Below are 14,189 nucleotides of genomic sequence, written 5' to 3' on the forward strand. Positions count from 1 at the left end.
GTCGGAGGAGCTGATGTAGCAGACCGTACCTGAGTCTCTGGAGAAAATCTGGAACTCTCGGGAACTCTGGTAGAGTCGAGCCATGAGTGATCCGCTGGACGCCTTGGAGACGAGCATCAGCGTCCTGCGCCGCGCGATCCGCGATGCCTCTGCAGTCGGCGACACTGAGCGCGCCGGCGAGCTGCGCGCTCAGCTCCGCCGTGCCGAGCGGGCCTGGGATGTGCTCATCGCCGACGGCCCCCCCACCCCGCTGGCGGCGGGCTCCGACCCGGTGCTGGGAGGCACGCAGGGCTCGATGCTGCCGGCACGCGAGCACGTGCACCGTTCGTTGGTGCTGCTGGGAATCCCGGCCGCGCCGAAACTGATCGTGAGCGTGCACGAGGCCTTCTTCCCTGGCGAGCTGTCCGCTGCCAAGCTGTCCAGCCTGCGCCGTGACGAGGAGCGGTCCTACCGGTCGGCGCCCGGTGCCCGGCCGTACTACCTGTGCCCCGCGCTGACCCACGACCTGCTGTCCCCGGTGCGGGCCCTGATCACGATCAGCACGTGGACGCTGGAGCAGCGCGTCATGGGCCCGCTGTCCCCGCGCGTCGACTTCCTCACGGCCGCGATGCGCATCGCCGAGACGGTGCACACCGCGGCCAGGTCGTCGGGAACAGGGCCTGGCGCGGCGGCGCTGCGACTACTCTGGCAATTCGCCGCGAACATCCCTGGCGCGATGCCCGCCGGGCCAGCTGTCCACGACGCCGCGCCCGACCCGCACCTGGTGATCTCCGCGGCTCGAGCTGAGCTGGATATGCACGCCGACGCCGACCGCGCCACCCGAGCCGAAGCCGCGCGGCGGGCTCGCAAACGGCTCGGCGAGGACTCGCAGCTGTTCGGCACGCCTCTGCGGAACGTCAAACGCCTGCAGGCTTAGACCTGACCTTCTTCCGTCAAGATCCGTCTTCCCGATGAGGATCCCCACACCGTGAAAGCAGCAGTCGACGCACGCTTGGACGTGCTGCGCGGATCCGCCCCGCGCCTGACCTACAGCGCCAGGTCGCTGGCCGCGCTGGAGAACAACCCGCGCTGCACCCTGCGCGCTGTCCTGGATGCCTCCGGCTCCAACAAGACCGACATCGCCAAGCACGTCGGCTACGAACTGCCCTTCGGTCAATCCCCCTTCGCGATCACTCGCGGCAACTCCTTCGAGGCGATGGTGAAGGCCAACGGCTGCGCGGAGCTGCTGCGGGTTCTGCGTGACATCCTGCAGTTGCCCCTGTCGGAGGTGGGCTACCAGGACCTGAACGACGTCGGCGGCGACGGCCGATCGGAGATCCGCCACGCCCGTACCAGGAAGCTGCTGGTGCGGACCGCTCGAGGGCTGGGCGACGGCACCTTGTTCGACCACCCGATGCTGCTGCTCCGGGTAGGCGGGCATGCCGCGTTCCTGGAACCGGACCTGGTGGCCTTCCGTGTTGGCGATCGCTTCCACGTAGTGGAGATCAAGAGCTTTCCGATCATCGACGGGCGGGCTGACCCGGCGCAGGTACGGGCGGCCACGACGCAGGCGTGCGCGTACATCATCGCGCTGCGCGCCATGCTCGCCGAGGCCGGCATCGGCCCGGAGGCGGTGTCCGAGACGATCGTCCTGGTCGCGCCCAAAGACTTCACCAACCGTCCGGCCGCGGCGTTCGTCGACGCCCGCAAGCAGGTGGCCACCCTGACCAGGCAGCTGGCGCGCATCGAGCGCATCGGCGACCTGCTCGACCTCCTGCCTGACGGCCTCACCTTCGCCATCACCGACGAGGCCGGGCTGCCGCGACCGGTCGGCGAGCTTGTTGAAGCTTTGGACCAGGTGCCGGCGACCTACCGGCCGGACTGCTTGAACCACTGTGAGATGGCCTTCTACTGCCGGGCCCGGGCGCGCGACGGCGGGTCGCTGGACGTGCTCGGGCCAGCGGTGCGCGAGCAGTTCGGCGGCATCGACACCGTGACCATGGCCTTGGGCCTGGCACGCGGGAAACTGCGGCCGAACGACGAGCAGGTCGAGATCGCCGCCTCTTTGCGGCACGCGGCCCGGCTGCGTGCCGAGTTGCGGTCCACTGCCGGAACCCCGGGAGCTGTGGCGTGAGCAAAGTGTCCGCGCTGGCGCGCCTGGAAGCGATGGAGACGATGGCCGCGGTACAGCTGACCGAGTTCCGCCACCGGCGCCTGTCCGACCATCCCCTGGTGATCGTGCCGCTGACGATGGCAGGAGAGGCAGGAGCACCGCTCGCGGCGATGGTCGGCTCCGCTAAGAGGTCGCCGAAGCTGCTGGTCGTGGCGCAGCCGCGCAACCGGGATCAGCGCTTCGCGTTCGCCGCCGAGCTCGGCGGGATCGTGATGGACTACATCGACCATTGCCGCCGGGACCGCCGCGCGAGTTCTTCTCGCGGCAAGGGCGCCGCCTCTTACTACACCGACGCCCCGCAGGTTCTGGTGCCCAATCCCGGCGGCGTCAAAGCTTTGGGCGATTTGGGACGGACGTGCCGATTCCGCAAGACCACAGGCTCTTACCCCGTAGCGGACATTGTGCCGCGGCTCGGCATGTGGCTGACGTTCCTGGTGGAGTCGGCCGAGCAGGCAGGCACTTCGATGCTGTTGCCGGCGACCGGCATGCTCGGCGAGCACTGGGCGACCGGCCAGAGCGTGCTGGAGGATCAGAACCTCGCCTCGCTGATGGCGTGGATCGCTCCACCCGACGGCCTGGACGTCGCACAGGCCATGGCCGACGCGGAGAACCCGGACGTGTGTCCGCCTGCCGGTCCTGCCACAGCTCCGAGTTTCGACAAGTACTACCTGGAACCGGCGATCAAGCGGTTCGCCACGGCTGATCCTCTGGCGGCGGCCGCCGCAGAGGCTGAACTGTGGGAGCTGATCGCCGACCAGCTCAAGTTCACGTGGCGGTTGATGTGGCAGGCAATCTCCCTGCTGCGCGGCGTCCCGGAGGCCCCGCGGGCTGCGGCGCGTTTCGAGCGCGACCGCGCTTCCTTCACTGCGTACTCCGACTACCAGGACGCTGACGGCCTGCCGCAGCGCAAGCAGGACGCCCCGATCGGCGCGGCCAGGCGGCTGAGCCGGCTGGAACGAGCCTTGGCCGACTTCGAAGCCGACATGGCGTTCGATGACCGGTATGTTCTGGCCGACCGGCGCAGCGTCGGAGAGGCGTTTGTCGGGATGGTAGTGGCGGCGGAGCCCGGCCGGATCGTCACCACGGACAAGAATAGGCGGGTGCCCAGGCCACTGGTCACCGTCCGCACCCAGGACCCCACTCGGCTGGCTCCCGGTACCAAGCTGATCAGCCCATCCATGCCAACGAGCCATCGGGCGCTCATCGTTTCGACGGACCCCGACGGGGACACGAGCCAGATCACCGTCGAGATCATCGGCGGAATGGGCCAGGGACTCGTTCCGAAGCCGGGATCCGTACCCGCCGAGGGCCAGCAGGTCACCTACCTCCCTGACCCCGGCTGGCGGCCCGCGCCGGTGTTCCCGGACAATGATCGGATTCCATGGACGCACGCCGCTGCGGCCGACGAAACAGACGAATTCCACGAAGCCGCCACAGAGGAATGGGGCGATGATGATTGACAACGACGCGGCTGCCAGGGCCGACGCGGCCGTCGCAGAGATTCTGGCCGACCTGTCCGGCAGCAGCCACAAGGCGGTGGTTGTCGACTCCCCGCCCGGAGCAGGCAAGAGCACCCTGGTGGTCCGCGCCGCCGGAGAGCTGGTCGACGGCGGCGAACGCCCGATCGTCGTCGCCCAGACCAACAACCAGGTCGACGACCTGGTCGTGCGGCTGGCCGCCGCACACCCGGATCTCTCCATCGGACGGCTCAGCAAGGGCGGGTACGCTCCGCCGCCGGGCGTGAGCGATCCGGCGAACACGTCCGTCGGCACTACTCTGTCCGACTTGAAGGGTTGCGAGATCATTGTCGGCACGTCGGCCAAGTGGGCCACTGTCCGCGACGGAACGTTCGGCTGGGCGATCCTGGACGAGTCTTACCAGATGCGCTCCGACACTCTGCTGCAGATCGTCGAGCGTTTCGAGCGCGGCTTGTTCGTCGGTGATCCTGGACAGTTGGACCCGTTCACCATGGTCGGCACCGAGCGGTGGATCGGGCTGCCGCACGACCCGACACTCAACGGTGTCTCAGTGATGCTGGCCCATAATCAGGGCATCCCCGAGCATCGGCTTCCGGTGTCCTGGCGCCTGCCGCCCTCCGCCGCCCCCACCATCTCGGAGGCGTTCTACCCGTTCACGGGCTTCACCGCGGGCACCAGCCCCGGAAGGCGCGCCCTGGAGTTCTGTACTGCCGCCTTCGGCAACACGGACCTGGACGAGACCTTGGCGATGGCGTTTACCACCGGGTGGGCGCTGCACGAGTTGCCGCGCCGCCACGTCCCGCGCACTGACGCCGAGACCGTCCTGGCGGCCACAAGACTGGCCGCCAGGATGCTGGAGCGCGGAACCCTCGCCACCTGCGAGCGGCATCCCGGTGGCCGGGTCCTGGAAGCCACCGACATCGCCATCGGCGTCGCCCACCGCGACCAAGCCGACCTGGTCCGGACCGCACTCGCTCGGACCGGAAACTCGGCCCTGTCACGTGTGGCGGTCGACACGGCCAACCGGCTGCAGGGCCGCGAATACGAGGTCGTCATCGTCGTACATCCGCTGTCTGGCCGCCGGGACGCGACCTCGTTCCACCTGGAAGCCGGACGGCTGTGCGTGCTCACTTCCCGGCACCGGCAGGCGTGCATCGTCGTCGCGCGCGAAGGCATCGTCGATCTTCTGGACAGCCACTCCTCGACCGACCCTGTGCATCTGTCGGTGCCGGCGAAGTTCCCCGACGGCTGGGAGGCTAACCAGGTCGTGATGAGCAAGCTCGCACAGCACCGCGTCGCGGCGTAGCTGGAGCGCTTGCGGTAGATGAGGGTCTGGATGTCGAGACTCATCTCGCAGTCGGTGCTGAAGTAGTAGTCCTGTGCTCCTTGGAAGAGCTCCTAGGGCATCTTCTGGGGCTTGACATAGGAGAGTAGCTTCCAGGCCTCGGGCCTGCCCAAAAGGATCCCTCCTGGCCGAAGACCGGCTGGAAAACTGGTGGTGTTGCGCAATGCGGCGGAGAAGGAGGCGGCCCGCTCGAAGGCGAGCTGCGCGGAGCGGCCAGGCAGGTCGGACATGATGACCGGGTCGTCCTCGGGCTACTTGGCGTACGCGTCGATCATGCGGCGCTACCAGTGGGATGCGAAACATTGCCTGAGCGACGTCATGTCTTCCTGGTTCGCCCGTCTTGTGGAAGAGAGAGGGGAGCAAGATGGGCGAGCCTGTGGTGTACAAGCGGTGTGGTTGCTCAGATCAGGACAGGATGTGCCCCGATCTGGCTGATGAAGGTCACGGTTCGTGGTACTTCGCGATCCAGGTACTGGGCCCGAGCGGACATAGGGAGCGGGTGCGGCGGGGTGGCTTCCGCACCGCAGAGCACGCCATGCAGGCTGCCCGCGATCTCGCCGCTGCCGATGGTCCCGGTGTGGTGAGCGCAGCGTGCACTGTGGCGCAGTGGTTGCGTCACTGGCTGACCGCCCTCCAGCCCGTCCGCGAGCGTACCCGGCAGGGTTACGCCGATCATGTGCGGATCCACCTGATCCCCGGTTTGGGCCGGGTCCCGCTGGCGGAGCTGTCGCCAGTGGACCTGCGTCGCTTCTTCGCCGGCCTGGCTCAGCGGCGCAATCGGTACGGCAAGGCGCTGTCTCCGTCTACGGTGCAGCGGGTCCACGCTACGTTGCGGGCGGCACTCAACGAGGCGATCCGCGAAGGGCTGATCGACACGAACCCGGCGCGCCGGTTGCGTCTGCCGCATGTCCGGCGTCCCCATGCCCAGGTCTGGACCGGGGGCCGGGTGGCGGTGTGGCGGGCCACGGGGCAGCGTCCAGCGGTGGCGGTGTGGACGACCGAACACCTGACGGCGTTTCTGGACTACGTCCGCGAGGACGTGTTGTATCCGTTGTGGTGGCTGGCCGCGCTGCGCGGCCTGCGCCGCGGCGAGCTCGCCGGGCTGCGGTGGGCGGACATCAGCCTGGAGACCCGTGAGCTTACGGTCGTCCAGCAGCTCATCCACGTCAACGGCCGGCTACGAGTCGTCCCGCCCAAGAGTGAGGCGAGCCAGCGCACGATCGCCTTGGACACCGAGACGATCCGCCTGCTGCGCCGCCATCAGCAACGCCAGCACCTCAAGGGGCTCGATACCGCCGGCTGGGTGTTCACCCGCGCGGACGGCCAGCCGATACGCCCGGACTACCTGACCTACCGGTTCCGGTACCTGGTGACCGCCAGCGGGCTGCCGCCGATACGGCTGCACGACCTGCGGCACGGCGCCGCCAGCACAGCGTTGGCCGCGCACGTGGACCTGCGTACGGTCCAGGGTCAACTCGGGCACGCCAGTATCGTGCTGACCTCCGACACCTACACCTCGGTCCTGCCCGAACTCCATCACGAGGCGGCGGAGGCCACGGCACGCCTGGTGCTCGCCACAGCGCTAAGAACAGGTCATAGGCTGCGGAAGCGGACGATCCAGCTCCGGCGTCGTCCCACGAACCGGCCGCCACGCTGACTGCTTTGCCGGAAAGGTCTGGTTGTGTCCGTTTGTCCCAGGCGTGACCCAGCTATGACCCACCTCTTGATTTTTTGATCAAGGGGTGGGGTGAAATCGCAGGTCGGAGTGGTAGGGCGCCCGGGGCTCGAACCCGGAACCTACGGATTAAAAGTCCGCAGCTCTGCCAATTGAGCTAACGCCCCTCGCAACAGCAAGGGTACAGAGATTACCGCCCCGCTCGCGACGCATTCGTCACCGGTAAGCCGCCAGCCCCGTCAGCGCCTCGCCCAGCACCAGCGTGTGGATCTCCTGGGTCCCCTCATACGTCAGCACACTCTCGAGGTTGTTCATGTGCCTGATCACAGGGTACTCCAGCGTGATCCCGTTCCCGCCCAAAATGGTGCGAGCTTGGCGGGCGATGTCCAGGGCGGATCGGACGTTCGACAGCTTGCCGAAGCTGATCTGGCGGGGGTCCAGTGTTCCGGCGTCCTTGAGCTCGCCCAGATGCAGCGCGGTAAGGCCGGACTGGGCGACTCCGACGTACATCCAGGCCAGTTTCTCCTGCGTGAGCTGGAACGCCCCGATCGGCTTGTCGAACTGCACCCGGGTCTTCGCGTAGTCCACGGCTGCCTCCAGGCAGGCGCGGGCGGCGCCGACGACGCCCCAGACGATGCCGAAGCGAGCCTCGGAGAGACAGGAGAGCGGACCTTTCAGGCCGGCGACTTCCGGCAGGACGGCGGAGCCGGGGAGGCGGAGGTCGTCGAAGTAGAGGGAGGAGGTGACGGATGCCCTAAGGGACATCTTCTTGTGGATCTCAGGGGCGGAGAAGCCGGGGGAGGAGGTCGGTACGACGAAGCCGCGGATCCCGTCGTCGGTCTGGGCCCAGACCACGGCGACGTCGGCGATGGAGCCGTTCGTGATCCACATCTTGGCGCCGTTGAGAATCCAGTCAGATCCGTCTTTCTTGGCATAAGTCCGCATGTTGGCTGGGTCGGAGCCGTGGTCCGGCTCTGTCAGGCCGAAGCAGCCGATCGCCTCACCCGCGGACATGCGGGGCAGCCACTCCTCTTTCTGCTCCTCCGAGCCATAACGCCAAATGGGGAACATGGCCAGCGATCCCTGGACGGAAACGAAGGATCGCAGCCCCGAGTCGCCCGCCTCCAGCTCGCGGCAGGCCACCCCGTACGACACCGCGTCCGTTCCCGCGCAGCCGTACCCCTCCAGATGCATGCCCAGCAGCCCGAGCGAGCCGAGCTCGGGCGCGAGCTCGCGCGCCGGGAAGACGCCCTCTTCGAACCAGTCGCCCACGTAGGGGAGGATCCGGTCGGAGACGAAGGACTTGACCGTGTCGCGGATCAACCGCTGGTCAGGGTTGAGCCGCTCGTCCAGACGGAGCAGGTCGTCCATCGCCGGTCCTCTCGTTGAAGGCGCTTAGGGGGCTACCAGGGTTGTACCAGGGGGAATCCTGATGTGCGAATACCGGGTGCCAGGGCAGTCTTGAGGCATGAGCGAATACAACGTCAAGAAGCTGCGTCGGACCCACAAAGGCAGGATCGTCGCGGGCGTCTGCTCCGGTATCGGCGAGTACGTCGGGATCGACGCCAACCTGGTGCGGATCGCGCTGGCGGTCGTGACGCTGTTCGGTGGCCTCGGCGTCGGCGTGTACGCGATCGGCTGGCTCCTCATGCCGGATGAGGACAGCGACACCTCGATCGTCCAGGACATGATCAGCAAGCAGCAGCAGAGCCGCAGTACGGACTGGACCGGCGAGCACAAGCCCCAGCAGTGATCAGGCGGCGGCCTCGGCGCGGACCCGGGCGGTCTTGTCACCCCGAGACTCGGTCCAGATCACGGTCAGGACGGCCGCGCTGATCAGCCCGGCTGTCCCGGCCAGCGCGACCACCGGCTCCGGGCCGAGTCTCTCCGCCGCGAACCCGCCCACCAGGATCCCGATCCCCTGTACGGCCATCAACCCCGACTGCACGAGGCCGAACGCCTGGGCGCGCCGTTCGGCCGGCACCCACTGCACGAAGGCGGCATTGGCCGCAAGCTGGTAGGCCCCCCCGATCCCCGACAGAACCCAGGCCGCCAGCACCACGGCCAGCGGTGGCCGCAACGCCGTCACGATCAGTGGCGCGCAGCTCAGCATGGCCATCCACCCCATGAGCCGCATCCGCCGCGGCGGTGAGACGAACCTGCTGAACAGGAACGCGCCCACCATCGTCCCGGTCGGCATCGCGGCCATCAGCAGCCCGGTGATCACGGGAGCCGGCAGCGCCTCCGTGGCGAGCTTGGCCGCGTAAGGCGCGGCGATGCCCTCGGGCAGGATGTAAAAGCCGCAGAGCCAGGCGAACAGGACAAGCGTCCGCAACTTCCGGGAGCCGAACACGAGCCGGGCTCCGCTCCTGGTCATCGTCCACATGGACGGCTTGTCGTCGCCGTGGTCGGGGGCCGGTCGCCGGCGGACGCCGGACACCAGGATCAACGCCGATCCGAGGAACGTCGCGGCGTCCAGCGCGAGCGCCCGGTAGGGCCCCATGGTGGCGATCAACGCTCCGCCGGCCGCGAAACCGAGCATCTGCACGGCCTGGTTCGTCATGTTCTGGAGCGCCGACCCGATGACGTACGTGTCACCTTCGAGCACTTCGGGCAGCAGCGCCGCGCGCGCGGCCGAGAACGGCGCGCCGAGCAGCACCACGACGAACACCAGCGAGCACAACACCCAGAACGGCATGCCCGGCAGCGCCATCACGCCCACCAGCGCGGCCCGGATCAGGTCGCAGACGAGCATGACGCCCCTGCGCGCGAACCGGTCCGCCAACCCCGCCAGCAGCGGCCCGCCGACGATCGACGGGAGGTAGGTCAGCGCGTAGACCCCGGCCGTGGCCAGGGCCGAGCCCGTGCGTTCGAAGACGAGCACAGCCAGCGCCACCTGCGCGAGCTGGTCGCCGAGGAGTGAAAGGCCCTGGCCGTACCAGAGTGCCCTGAACTCCCTGATCGCGATGACTTCCCGATATGTGGCCTGCTGTGTCTCGCCACGGCGATGCCGACCTGACGACCCTCGCGCCTCCATGGCCCCCATTGGACTCCGTGTGCCTGACTCTTGGTGTTCGCTACGTGACCCAAGGTGCCTGATCACCATGGCAAGCCGCAACCCAAAGGAGTTAACCGGAAGCAAAGGGTTACCAGCCCAGTTCGTGGAGCCTTGCGTCGCTGATCCCGAAATGGTGCCCCACCTCGTGCACCACGGTGATGCGCACTTCGTCGACGACATCCTCCTCTGTATCGCAAATTTGGCATATGGGATTGCGGTAGATCTCGATGCGGTCGGGCAGGACTGCTGAGTACCAGTCGCCGCGTTCGGTGAGGGGGACGCCGGTGTACAAGCCGAGCAGGTGGGGCTCTGGCGGATCATCGACGACAGTGACGACGACGTTGCTCATATGGCGCGTGAGCTCGGCGGGGATCGTGTCCAATGCCTCGGCCACGAGTTCCTCGAACTTCTCCCGCGTAACCTCGATCACCCTTGCCATTCTGCCCCGCCGGTCAGGTAATCAAGAAACTGTATGAAGTTCGTCCACAGGTCAAAGACGGTCCTCCGGTCCCGGGTGTCGAAGGTTCTGGCAGTGCTCTTCGTGGCCGCTGTCGGTGCTTGGCTGGGTATTTTTCTGAGTGGGACCGTACGTGCCCAGGTAGGTCCGGTAGAGACAGGTATGTCGCTCCGACCAGCCTGGCGGGGCGAGACGATCGTGGACGCCAGTCCGCTCGGCACGCTCACGTTCCGTACGCACGATGCTCCGCTCCGGCTGCGGATCACGCTGGAGAACATCGACCAGGACCGTGCCAAAGCACTCATTGAGGACCCGAAGCTGGCGGACCGGCTCCCCGGCCTCATCGAGAGCGATCTGATGGACGGCCTGCGCGCGCTGGTGATCCGCTCACTGCTCTGTGCGGGCGCTGGGGCGTTGATCGCGACTCTGATGGTCTTCAGGCGCCCGCGCGTGGCTCTGCTGGGCCTTCTGGCGGCTTCTGTGGCCCTCGCCGGCACGGGCGTGCTCGCCGCGACGACGTTCCGCCCCGGCTCGCTCGTCGAGCCGCGCTACTCGGGCCTGGTCGCCGCCGCGCCGTCGCTGGTGGGCAGCGCGGAGTCGATCGTGACGCGCTTCGAGTCGTATCGGGCGCAACTGACCAAGCTCGTGACGAACGTCTCCAAGCTGTACGACACCGTCTCGACCCTGCCCCTGTACGACGCCGACCCCAAGTCCATCCGGGTCCTTCACATCTCCGACATCCATCTCAATCCCATCGCCTGGAACGTCATCCGCTCCCTCAAGGACCAGTTCGCCGTCGACATGATCATCGACACCGGCGACATTTCCGACCACGGCACCAAGGCCGAGAACAAGTTCGTGGACGAGATCAGCCGGCTCGGGGTGCCGTACGTGTACGTACGCGGCAATCACGACTCGATGTCCACCCAGAAGGCAGTGGAGAAGCAGAAGAACAGCATCGTTCTCGACAACAAGAGCGAGAAGGTGGCGGGCCTGAACATCTACGGACTGGGCGACCCCCGTTTCACCCCGGACAAGACCGTCGACGTCGGCTCGGACCCGGCCACTCTGGGCCAGTTCGCCCGCTCCCACCTCGCGCAAGCCGGCAAGCCGGACGTGATCGCCGTACACGACCCGGTGGTCGGCAAGGGCTTCACCGGCGCTGCCCCCATGATCCTCGCCGGTCACACCCACGAGCGCAGGACGAACATGTTCCCTTCGGGCACCCGCATGCTCGTCCAGGGCTCCACGGGCGGCGCCGGCCTCAGAGCCCTCGAACACGCCCAGCCGACCCCCGTCCAGGCCTCGGTCCTGTACTTCGACAGGGAGACCAGGCGGCTGCAGGCATGGGACGACATCACGCTGGGCGGGCTCGGGGAGCAGTCGGTGTACATCCAGCGTCACGTGGAGCCCGACCCGCAACGTATGATTTCCCCGGAGCCAACGAACGCCCCGTCGCCAACGGGATCGATCTCCGGCTCCGGGTCGCCGGCCGCCGGTCCGCCGCTTTGGCATCAAGGGCAATCGTCCCCTATGCTTCAGAGGTCTCCGACGGAAGGCGACGGGAATTCCTAAGCCCCCATCGTCTAGCGGCCTAGGACACCGCCCTTTCAAGGCGGCGGCACGGGTTCGAATCCCGTTGGGGGCACCGCGAGCGCCTAGCGCACCCGCACAACGGCTGGTCCAAGACCACCGAAGAGCTGGTAAGCTAAGCGAGCGCAAACAGAACGAAAACGCAAGGTCCTGTAGAGCAGTTTGGAGTGCTCGCCACCCTGTCAAGGTGGAGGTCGCGGGTTCAAGTCCCGTCAGGACCGCTCTAGGTCAGGTAGCTCAGTTGGTACGAGCGTCCGCCTGAAAAGCGGAAGGTCGGCGGTTCGACCCCGCCCCTGACCACAGCAATTGACCAGCAAGAATGCCCCGAACGGACCATCGTTCGGGGCTTTTTGATCTCCTCTGAGCACCGTCGCCCACCAACGCCATGCCTCCAAGCTAGCAATCCTGTAAGCATTCCATGCAACTCCACGAAAGGCCGTGACCCGCAGTGAAGGGGCGTGAAACGCCCTCCTACTCTCATACCGTGGCCACATATGTCGAGCACACACGCACCTGGGAGTACGACGAGGACCGATCCCGCTGGGAACAGATCCTCGAAGTCCTCACGCGGCGCATCGATACAGGGGAGTGGGGAGCCAAGTTCAAGATCTCCGAAGTCAAGCTTATGGAAGAGTTCGGCGTCTCCCGCCCCACCATACGAAAAGCCATGGAACGCCTCAGAGCCGCCGACAAGATCTACACCGTCCCCAACCTCGGCAGCTTCGTCACCACGGCCGACTCTGCTGGGGCATAAGGGCTGGTCGCTTACGCACAGAGTCCTGCTAAGCCGAGCAGTGACGCAATGAAGCGCATCCTTGTGCTCATGCGCGAGCAGGGCACCCCACCCGACCTCCAAGAGGCAGCACGGCCCAAGCACCTGCTCCTCAAGCGGAAGATCAAGTGCTCTCATTCCGGTAAGTCAGACGCCCACCCCTCGACGGTGATGTACACCATCTCCTCCATAGGCAGCCCCGTGGCTGCCGCCGACTCCCGCAGCTTGCTGCTCAAGTCCACCCCTACAAGCGGCTCCACCGTAATGAAAGCGTGAGGCCATCTGGCCGACTGCAGGCCGATCTCGGGCGGCTCCCTGTTCCACACGTGCCAGCCCCTCCGGTTCAGCCGTTGCTCGGCCTCGGCGAGTATGTCCTGCTTGACGCCTCCGTTGAGATGGACCACGAGGCACTTGAGCTCGACGTAGGAGTTCTCCCACGCGTGACCCGTGGCGCCGTCCTCACCGACGATCGGGCCGATGGCTCCCAACTCCAACAGCGCTGCCGGGTCGACGCGATCCACGTTGGGCCCGAAGAAGAAATACAGCGGGGCCGCCCCCACGCCAATCACGAACAAGACAGCGGCTATCGAAACCGCCATTCGGACGACGATCTGGACCACGCGGTTGTCCAGGTAGCTGCGTCTGCGCGATACCGCCATGCCGCCTACACCTCCTCGGACCAGCGAGCACCAGATGAAGTCCTCCGCGAGATGGGCCCAGGACTTCCATAAGCGCAGCCAGAGCGTTGATCGTCACAGAAGTACATCTCGCCTGGATCACAGCAACCGGCATCGCCAGCCATACGCTGGCGGGCCAGCCGGCTGGGCGACGCCCCATGGCGGAATCCATGACAACGTCCACGTAGCCCTGCTGGATCCACGGCAGCCTTGCCTGCCCGCTGATTTCCAATCGGCCCGCTCAGTCATCACCAGCCCGAACGCTGCAACGGATGCTGATCCAGCCCTTCAGTACGGCCCCGGAGGCGAAGCGTCAAGCATCAACCGAGACTCTCCGCCGGTGAATATGCTCGAGAAAACCCAGGTCAGGGGCAGTCTTCAAGCGATCGGATGAGAACTTTCTCTACGGTTTCAAGGCCGCCCACCTGCGGCGGTCGGCGCGCGTCGGGCGGTCGCTGGCCGCGCTGCGGCTCTTCGGCCGGTCGCGGCCAGCGCCACCACGCGCTTGACTCCTATGAGTTCACCTCGGCCGACCCGCCCACAAGCCCGCCAGGTGATCGCTGAAGATAGTAGTCCTCGGACAGCAGCGCATCGGATGGAGGTAGCCCTCCTTGGCTCGGTAGCAGGAGCGAGTCTGCGCAATTCTTGAAAGCACGCAACAGGAATCCGCCTCGGCCGCTCTCTCGGCTTACCGCCTTGACGCACAGGTAGATATCTCCTCCATGCCCATCTTCAAGATCGTCCAGACGGCCAAGCCGAGACGTGGAGTTCCATTCAGCAGTGCTGGTGAGGACTGAAAGTTCTAAATCTTGACGGTGGAGTCATGATCACGTAGAACGATCTTAGGTACGGCAAGAGAAAGGAAAGCATGCACGGATTACGGCGTTTCCGGCGATTACTCGTCCTGTTCATGGCAGTACTGACTGCAAGTGCGATTATCGCACCAGCCTCGGCGACCCAAATGGTCGGCGGCGATCCGGAG

Annotated in this window: 12 protein-coding genes and 4 tRNA genes; 11 read left to right on the forward strand and 5 right to left on the reverse strand. The window is 66.5% G+C overall.

Annotated features, from left to right (window positions below; translation table 11 throughout):
* Positions 1-82: 82 nt before the first annotated feature.
* From ACWD0F_RS06305 to ACWD0F_RS06325, 5 genes are all read left to right on the forward strand, one after another.
* Positions 83-916 carry a hypothetical protein gene (locus ACWD0F_RS06305; RefSeq protein WP_449872855.1) on the forward strand — a complete coding sequence of 278 codons (834 nt, stop codon included), beginning with the start codon at positions 83-85 and terminating at the stop codon, positions 914-916.
* 51 nt (positions 917-967) lie between these two features.
* A complete protein-coding gene (locus ACWD0F_RS06310; RefSeq protein WP_449872856.1) occupies positions 968-2,113 on the forward strand; it encodes a hypothetical protein in 1,146 nt (381 codons plus the stop codon).
* Positions 2,110-3,612 (forward strand): hypothetical protein, encoded by a 1,503-nt coding sequence (locus ACWD0F_RS06315; RefSeq protein ID WP_449872857.1) that lies wholly within the window; start codon positions 2,110-2,112, stop codon positions 3,610-3,612. Before ACWD0F_RS06310 ends, ACWD0F_RS06315 begins: the two co-directional genes overlap by 4 nt.
* Positions 3,521-4,936 (forward strand): AAA domain-containing protein, encoded by a 1,416-nt coding sequence (locus ACWD0F_RS06320; protein ID WP_449872858.1) that lies wholly within the window; start codon positions 3,521-3,523, stop codon positions 4,934-4,936. Before ACWD0F_RS06315 ends, ACWD0F_RS06320 begins: the two co-directional genes overlap by 92 nt.
* Before the next feature lie 616 nt (positions 4,937-5,552).
* On the forward strand, positions 5,553-6,632 hold the full coding sequence (locus tag ACWD0F_RS06325; protein WP_449872859.1) for a tyrosine-type recombinase/integrase: 1,080 nt from the start codon (positions 5,553-5,555) through the stop codon (positions 6,630-6,632).
* Positions 6,633-6,741: 109 nt separating this feature from the next.
* On the opposite strand, the gene ACWD0F_RS06330 is transcribed toward ACWD0F_RS06325, so the two are convergent.
* Positions 6,742-6,817 (reverse strand) — tRNA-Lys (locus tag ACWD0F_RS06330).
* A gap of 49 nt (positions 6,818-6,866) precedes the next feature.
* Complete coding sequence (locus ACWD0F_RS06335) at positions 6,867-8,021, reverse strand: acyl-CoA dehydrogenase family protein (protein ID WP_449872860.1); 1,155 nt, start codon at positions 8,019-8,021, stop codon at positions 6,867-6,869.
* Between the two features lie 97 nt (positions 8,022-8,118).
* Between ACWD0F_RS06335 and ACWD0F_RS06340 the strand changes: the two genes are divergently transcribed.
* A complete protein-coding gene (locus tag ACWD0F_RS06340; RefSeq protein ID WP_449872861.1) occupies positions 8,119-8,403 on the forward strand; it encodes a PspC domain-containing protein in 285 nt (94 codons plus the stop codon).
* Here ACWD0F_RS06340 and ACWD0F_RS06345 read toward each other — a convergent pair whose 3' ends face one another.
* Positions 8,404-9,687, reverse strand: coding sequence for an MFS transporter (locus tag ACWD0F_RS06345; RefSeq protein ID WP_449872862.1), 1,284 nt, complete (start codon positions 9,685-9,687; stop codon positions 8,404-8,406).
* A 109-nt stretch (positions 9,688-9,796) separates the two neighbouring features.
* Positions 9,797-10,147, reverse strand: coding sequence for a metallopeptidase family protein (locus tag ACWD0F_RS06350; RefSeq protein WP_449872863.1), 351 nt, complete (start codon positions 10,145-10,147; stop codon positions 9,797-9,799).
* Between the two features lie 180 nt (positions 10,148-10,327).
* On the opposite strand from ACWD0F_RS06350, the gene ACWD0F_RS06355 reads away from it, so the two are divergent.
* The 5 genes from ACWD0F_RS06355 (at position 10,328) to ACWD0F_RS06375 (ending at position 12,512) form a co-directional block, all read left to right on the forward strand.
* A complete protein-coding gene (locus tag ACWD0F_RS06355; protein WP_449872864.1) occupies positions 10,328-11,740 on the forward strand; it encodes a metallophosphoesterase family protein in 1,413 nt (470 codons plus the stop codon).
* Positions 11,741-11,813, forward strand: a tRNA-Glu gene (locus tag ACWD0F_RS06360). It abuts the gene before it with no gap.
* Positions 11,814-11,904: 91 nt separating this feature from the next.
* Positions 11,905-11,979 (forward strand) — tRNA-Asp (locus tag ACWD0F_RS06365).
* Between the two features lie 5 nt (positions 11,980-11,984).
* A tRNA-Phe gene (locus tag ACWD0F_RS06370) sits at positions 11,985-12,058 on the forward strand.
* Between the two features lie 184 nt (positions 12,059-12,242).
* Positions 12,243-12,512 (forward strand): winged helix-turn-helix domain-containing protein, encoded by a 270-nt coding sequence (locus ACWD0F_RS06375; protein WP_449872865.1) that lies wholly within the window; start codon positions 12,243-12,245, stop codon positions 12,510-12,512.
* Positions 12,513-12,664: 152 nt separating this feature from the next.
* On the opposite strand, the gene ACWD0F_RS06380 is transcribed toward ACWD0F_RS06375, so the two are convergent.
* Positions 12,665-13,150 (reverse strand): hypothetical protein, encoded by a 486-nt coding sequence (locus ACWD0F_RS06380; protein ID WP_449872866.1) that lies wholly within the window; start codon positions 13,148-13,150, stop codon positions 12,665-12,667.
* Positions 13,151-14,189: the final 1,039 nt, after the last annotated feature.

It is taken from the genome of Nonomuraea sp. NPDC002799 (genome assembly GCF_053592075.1).

What these genes read in the sequence shown, in the direction of transcription:
- ACWD0F_RS06305 (WP_449872855.1), top strand. Translation starts at nt 83, where the DNA reads ATGAGTGATCCGCTGGACGCCTTGGAGACGAGCATCAGCGTCCTGCGC.
- ACWD0F_RS06320 (WP_449872858.1), top strand. Translation starts at nt 3,521, where the DNA reads ATGATCGGATTCCATGGACGCACGCCGCTGCGGCCGACGAAACAGACG.
- ACWD0F_RS06340 (WP_449872861.1), top strand. Translation starts at nt 8,119, where the DNA reads ATGAGCGAATACAACGTCAAGAAGCTGCGTCGGACCCACAAAGGCAGG.
- ACWD0F_RS06355 (WP_449872864.1), top strand. Translation starts at nt 10,328, where the DNA reads ATGTCGCTCCGACCAGCCTGGCGGGGCGAGACGATCGTGGACGCCAGT.
- ACWD0F_RS06345 (WP_449872862.1), bottom strand. Translation starts at nt 9,687, where the DNA reads ATGGAGGCGCGAGGGTCGTCAGGTCGGCATCGCCGTGGCGAGACACAG.
- ACWD0F_RS06335 (WP_449872860.1), bottom strand. Translation starts at nt 8,021, where the DNA reads ATGGACGACCTGCTCCGTCTGGACGAGCGGCTCAACCCTGACCAGCGG.
- ACWD0F_RS06350 (WP_449872863.1), bottom strand. Translation starts at nt 10,147, where the DNA reads ATGGCAAGGGTGATCGAGGTTACGCGGGAGAAGTTCGAGGAACTCGTG.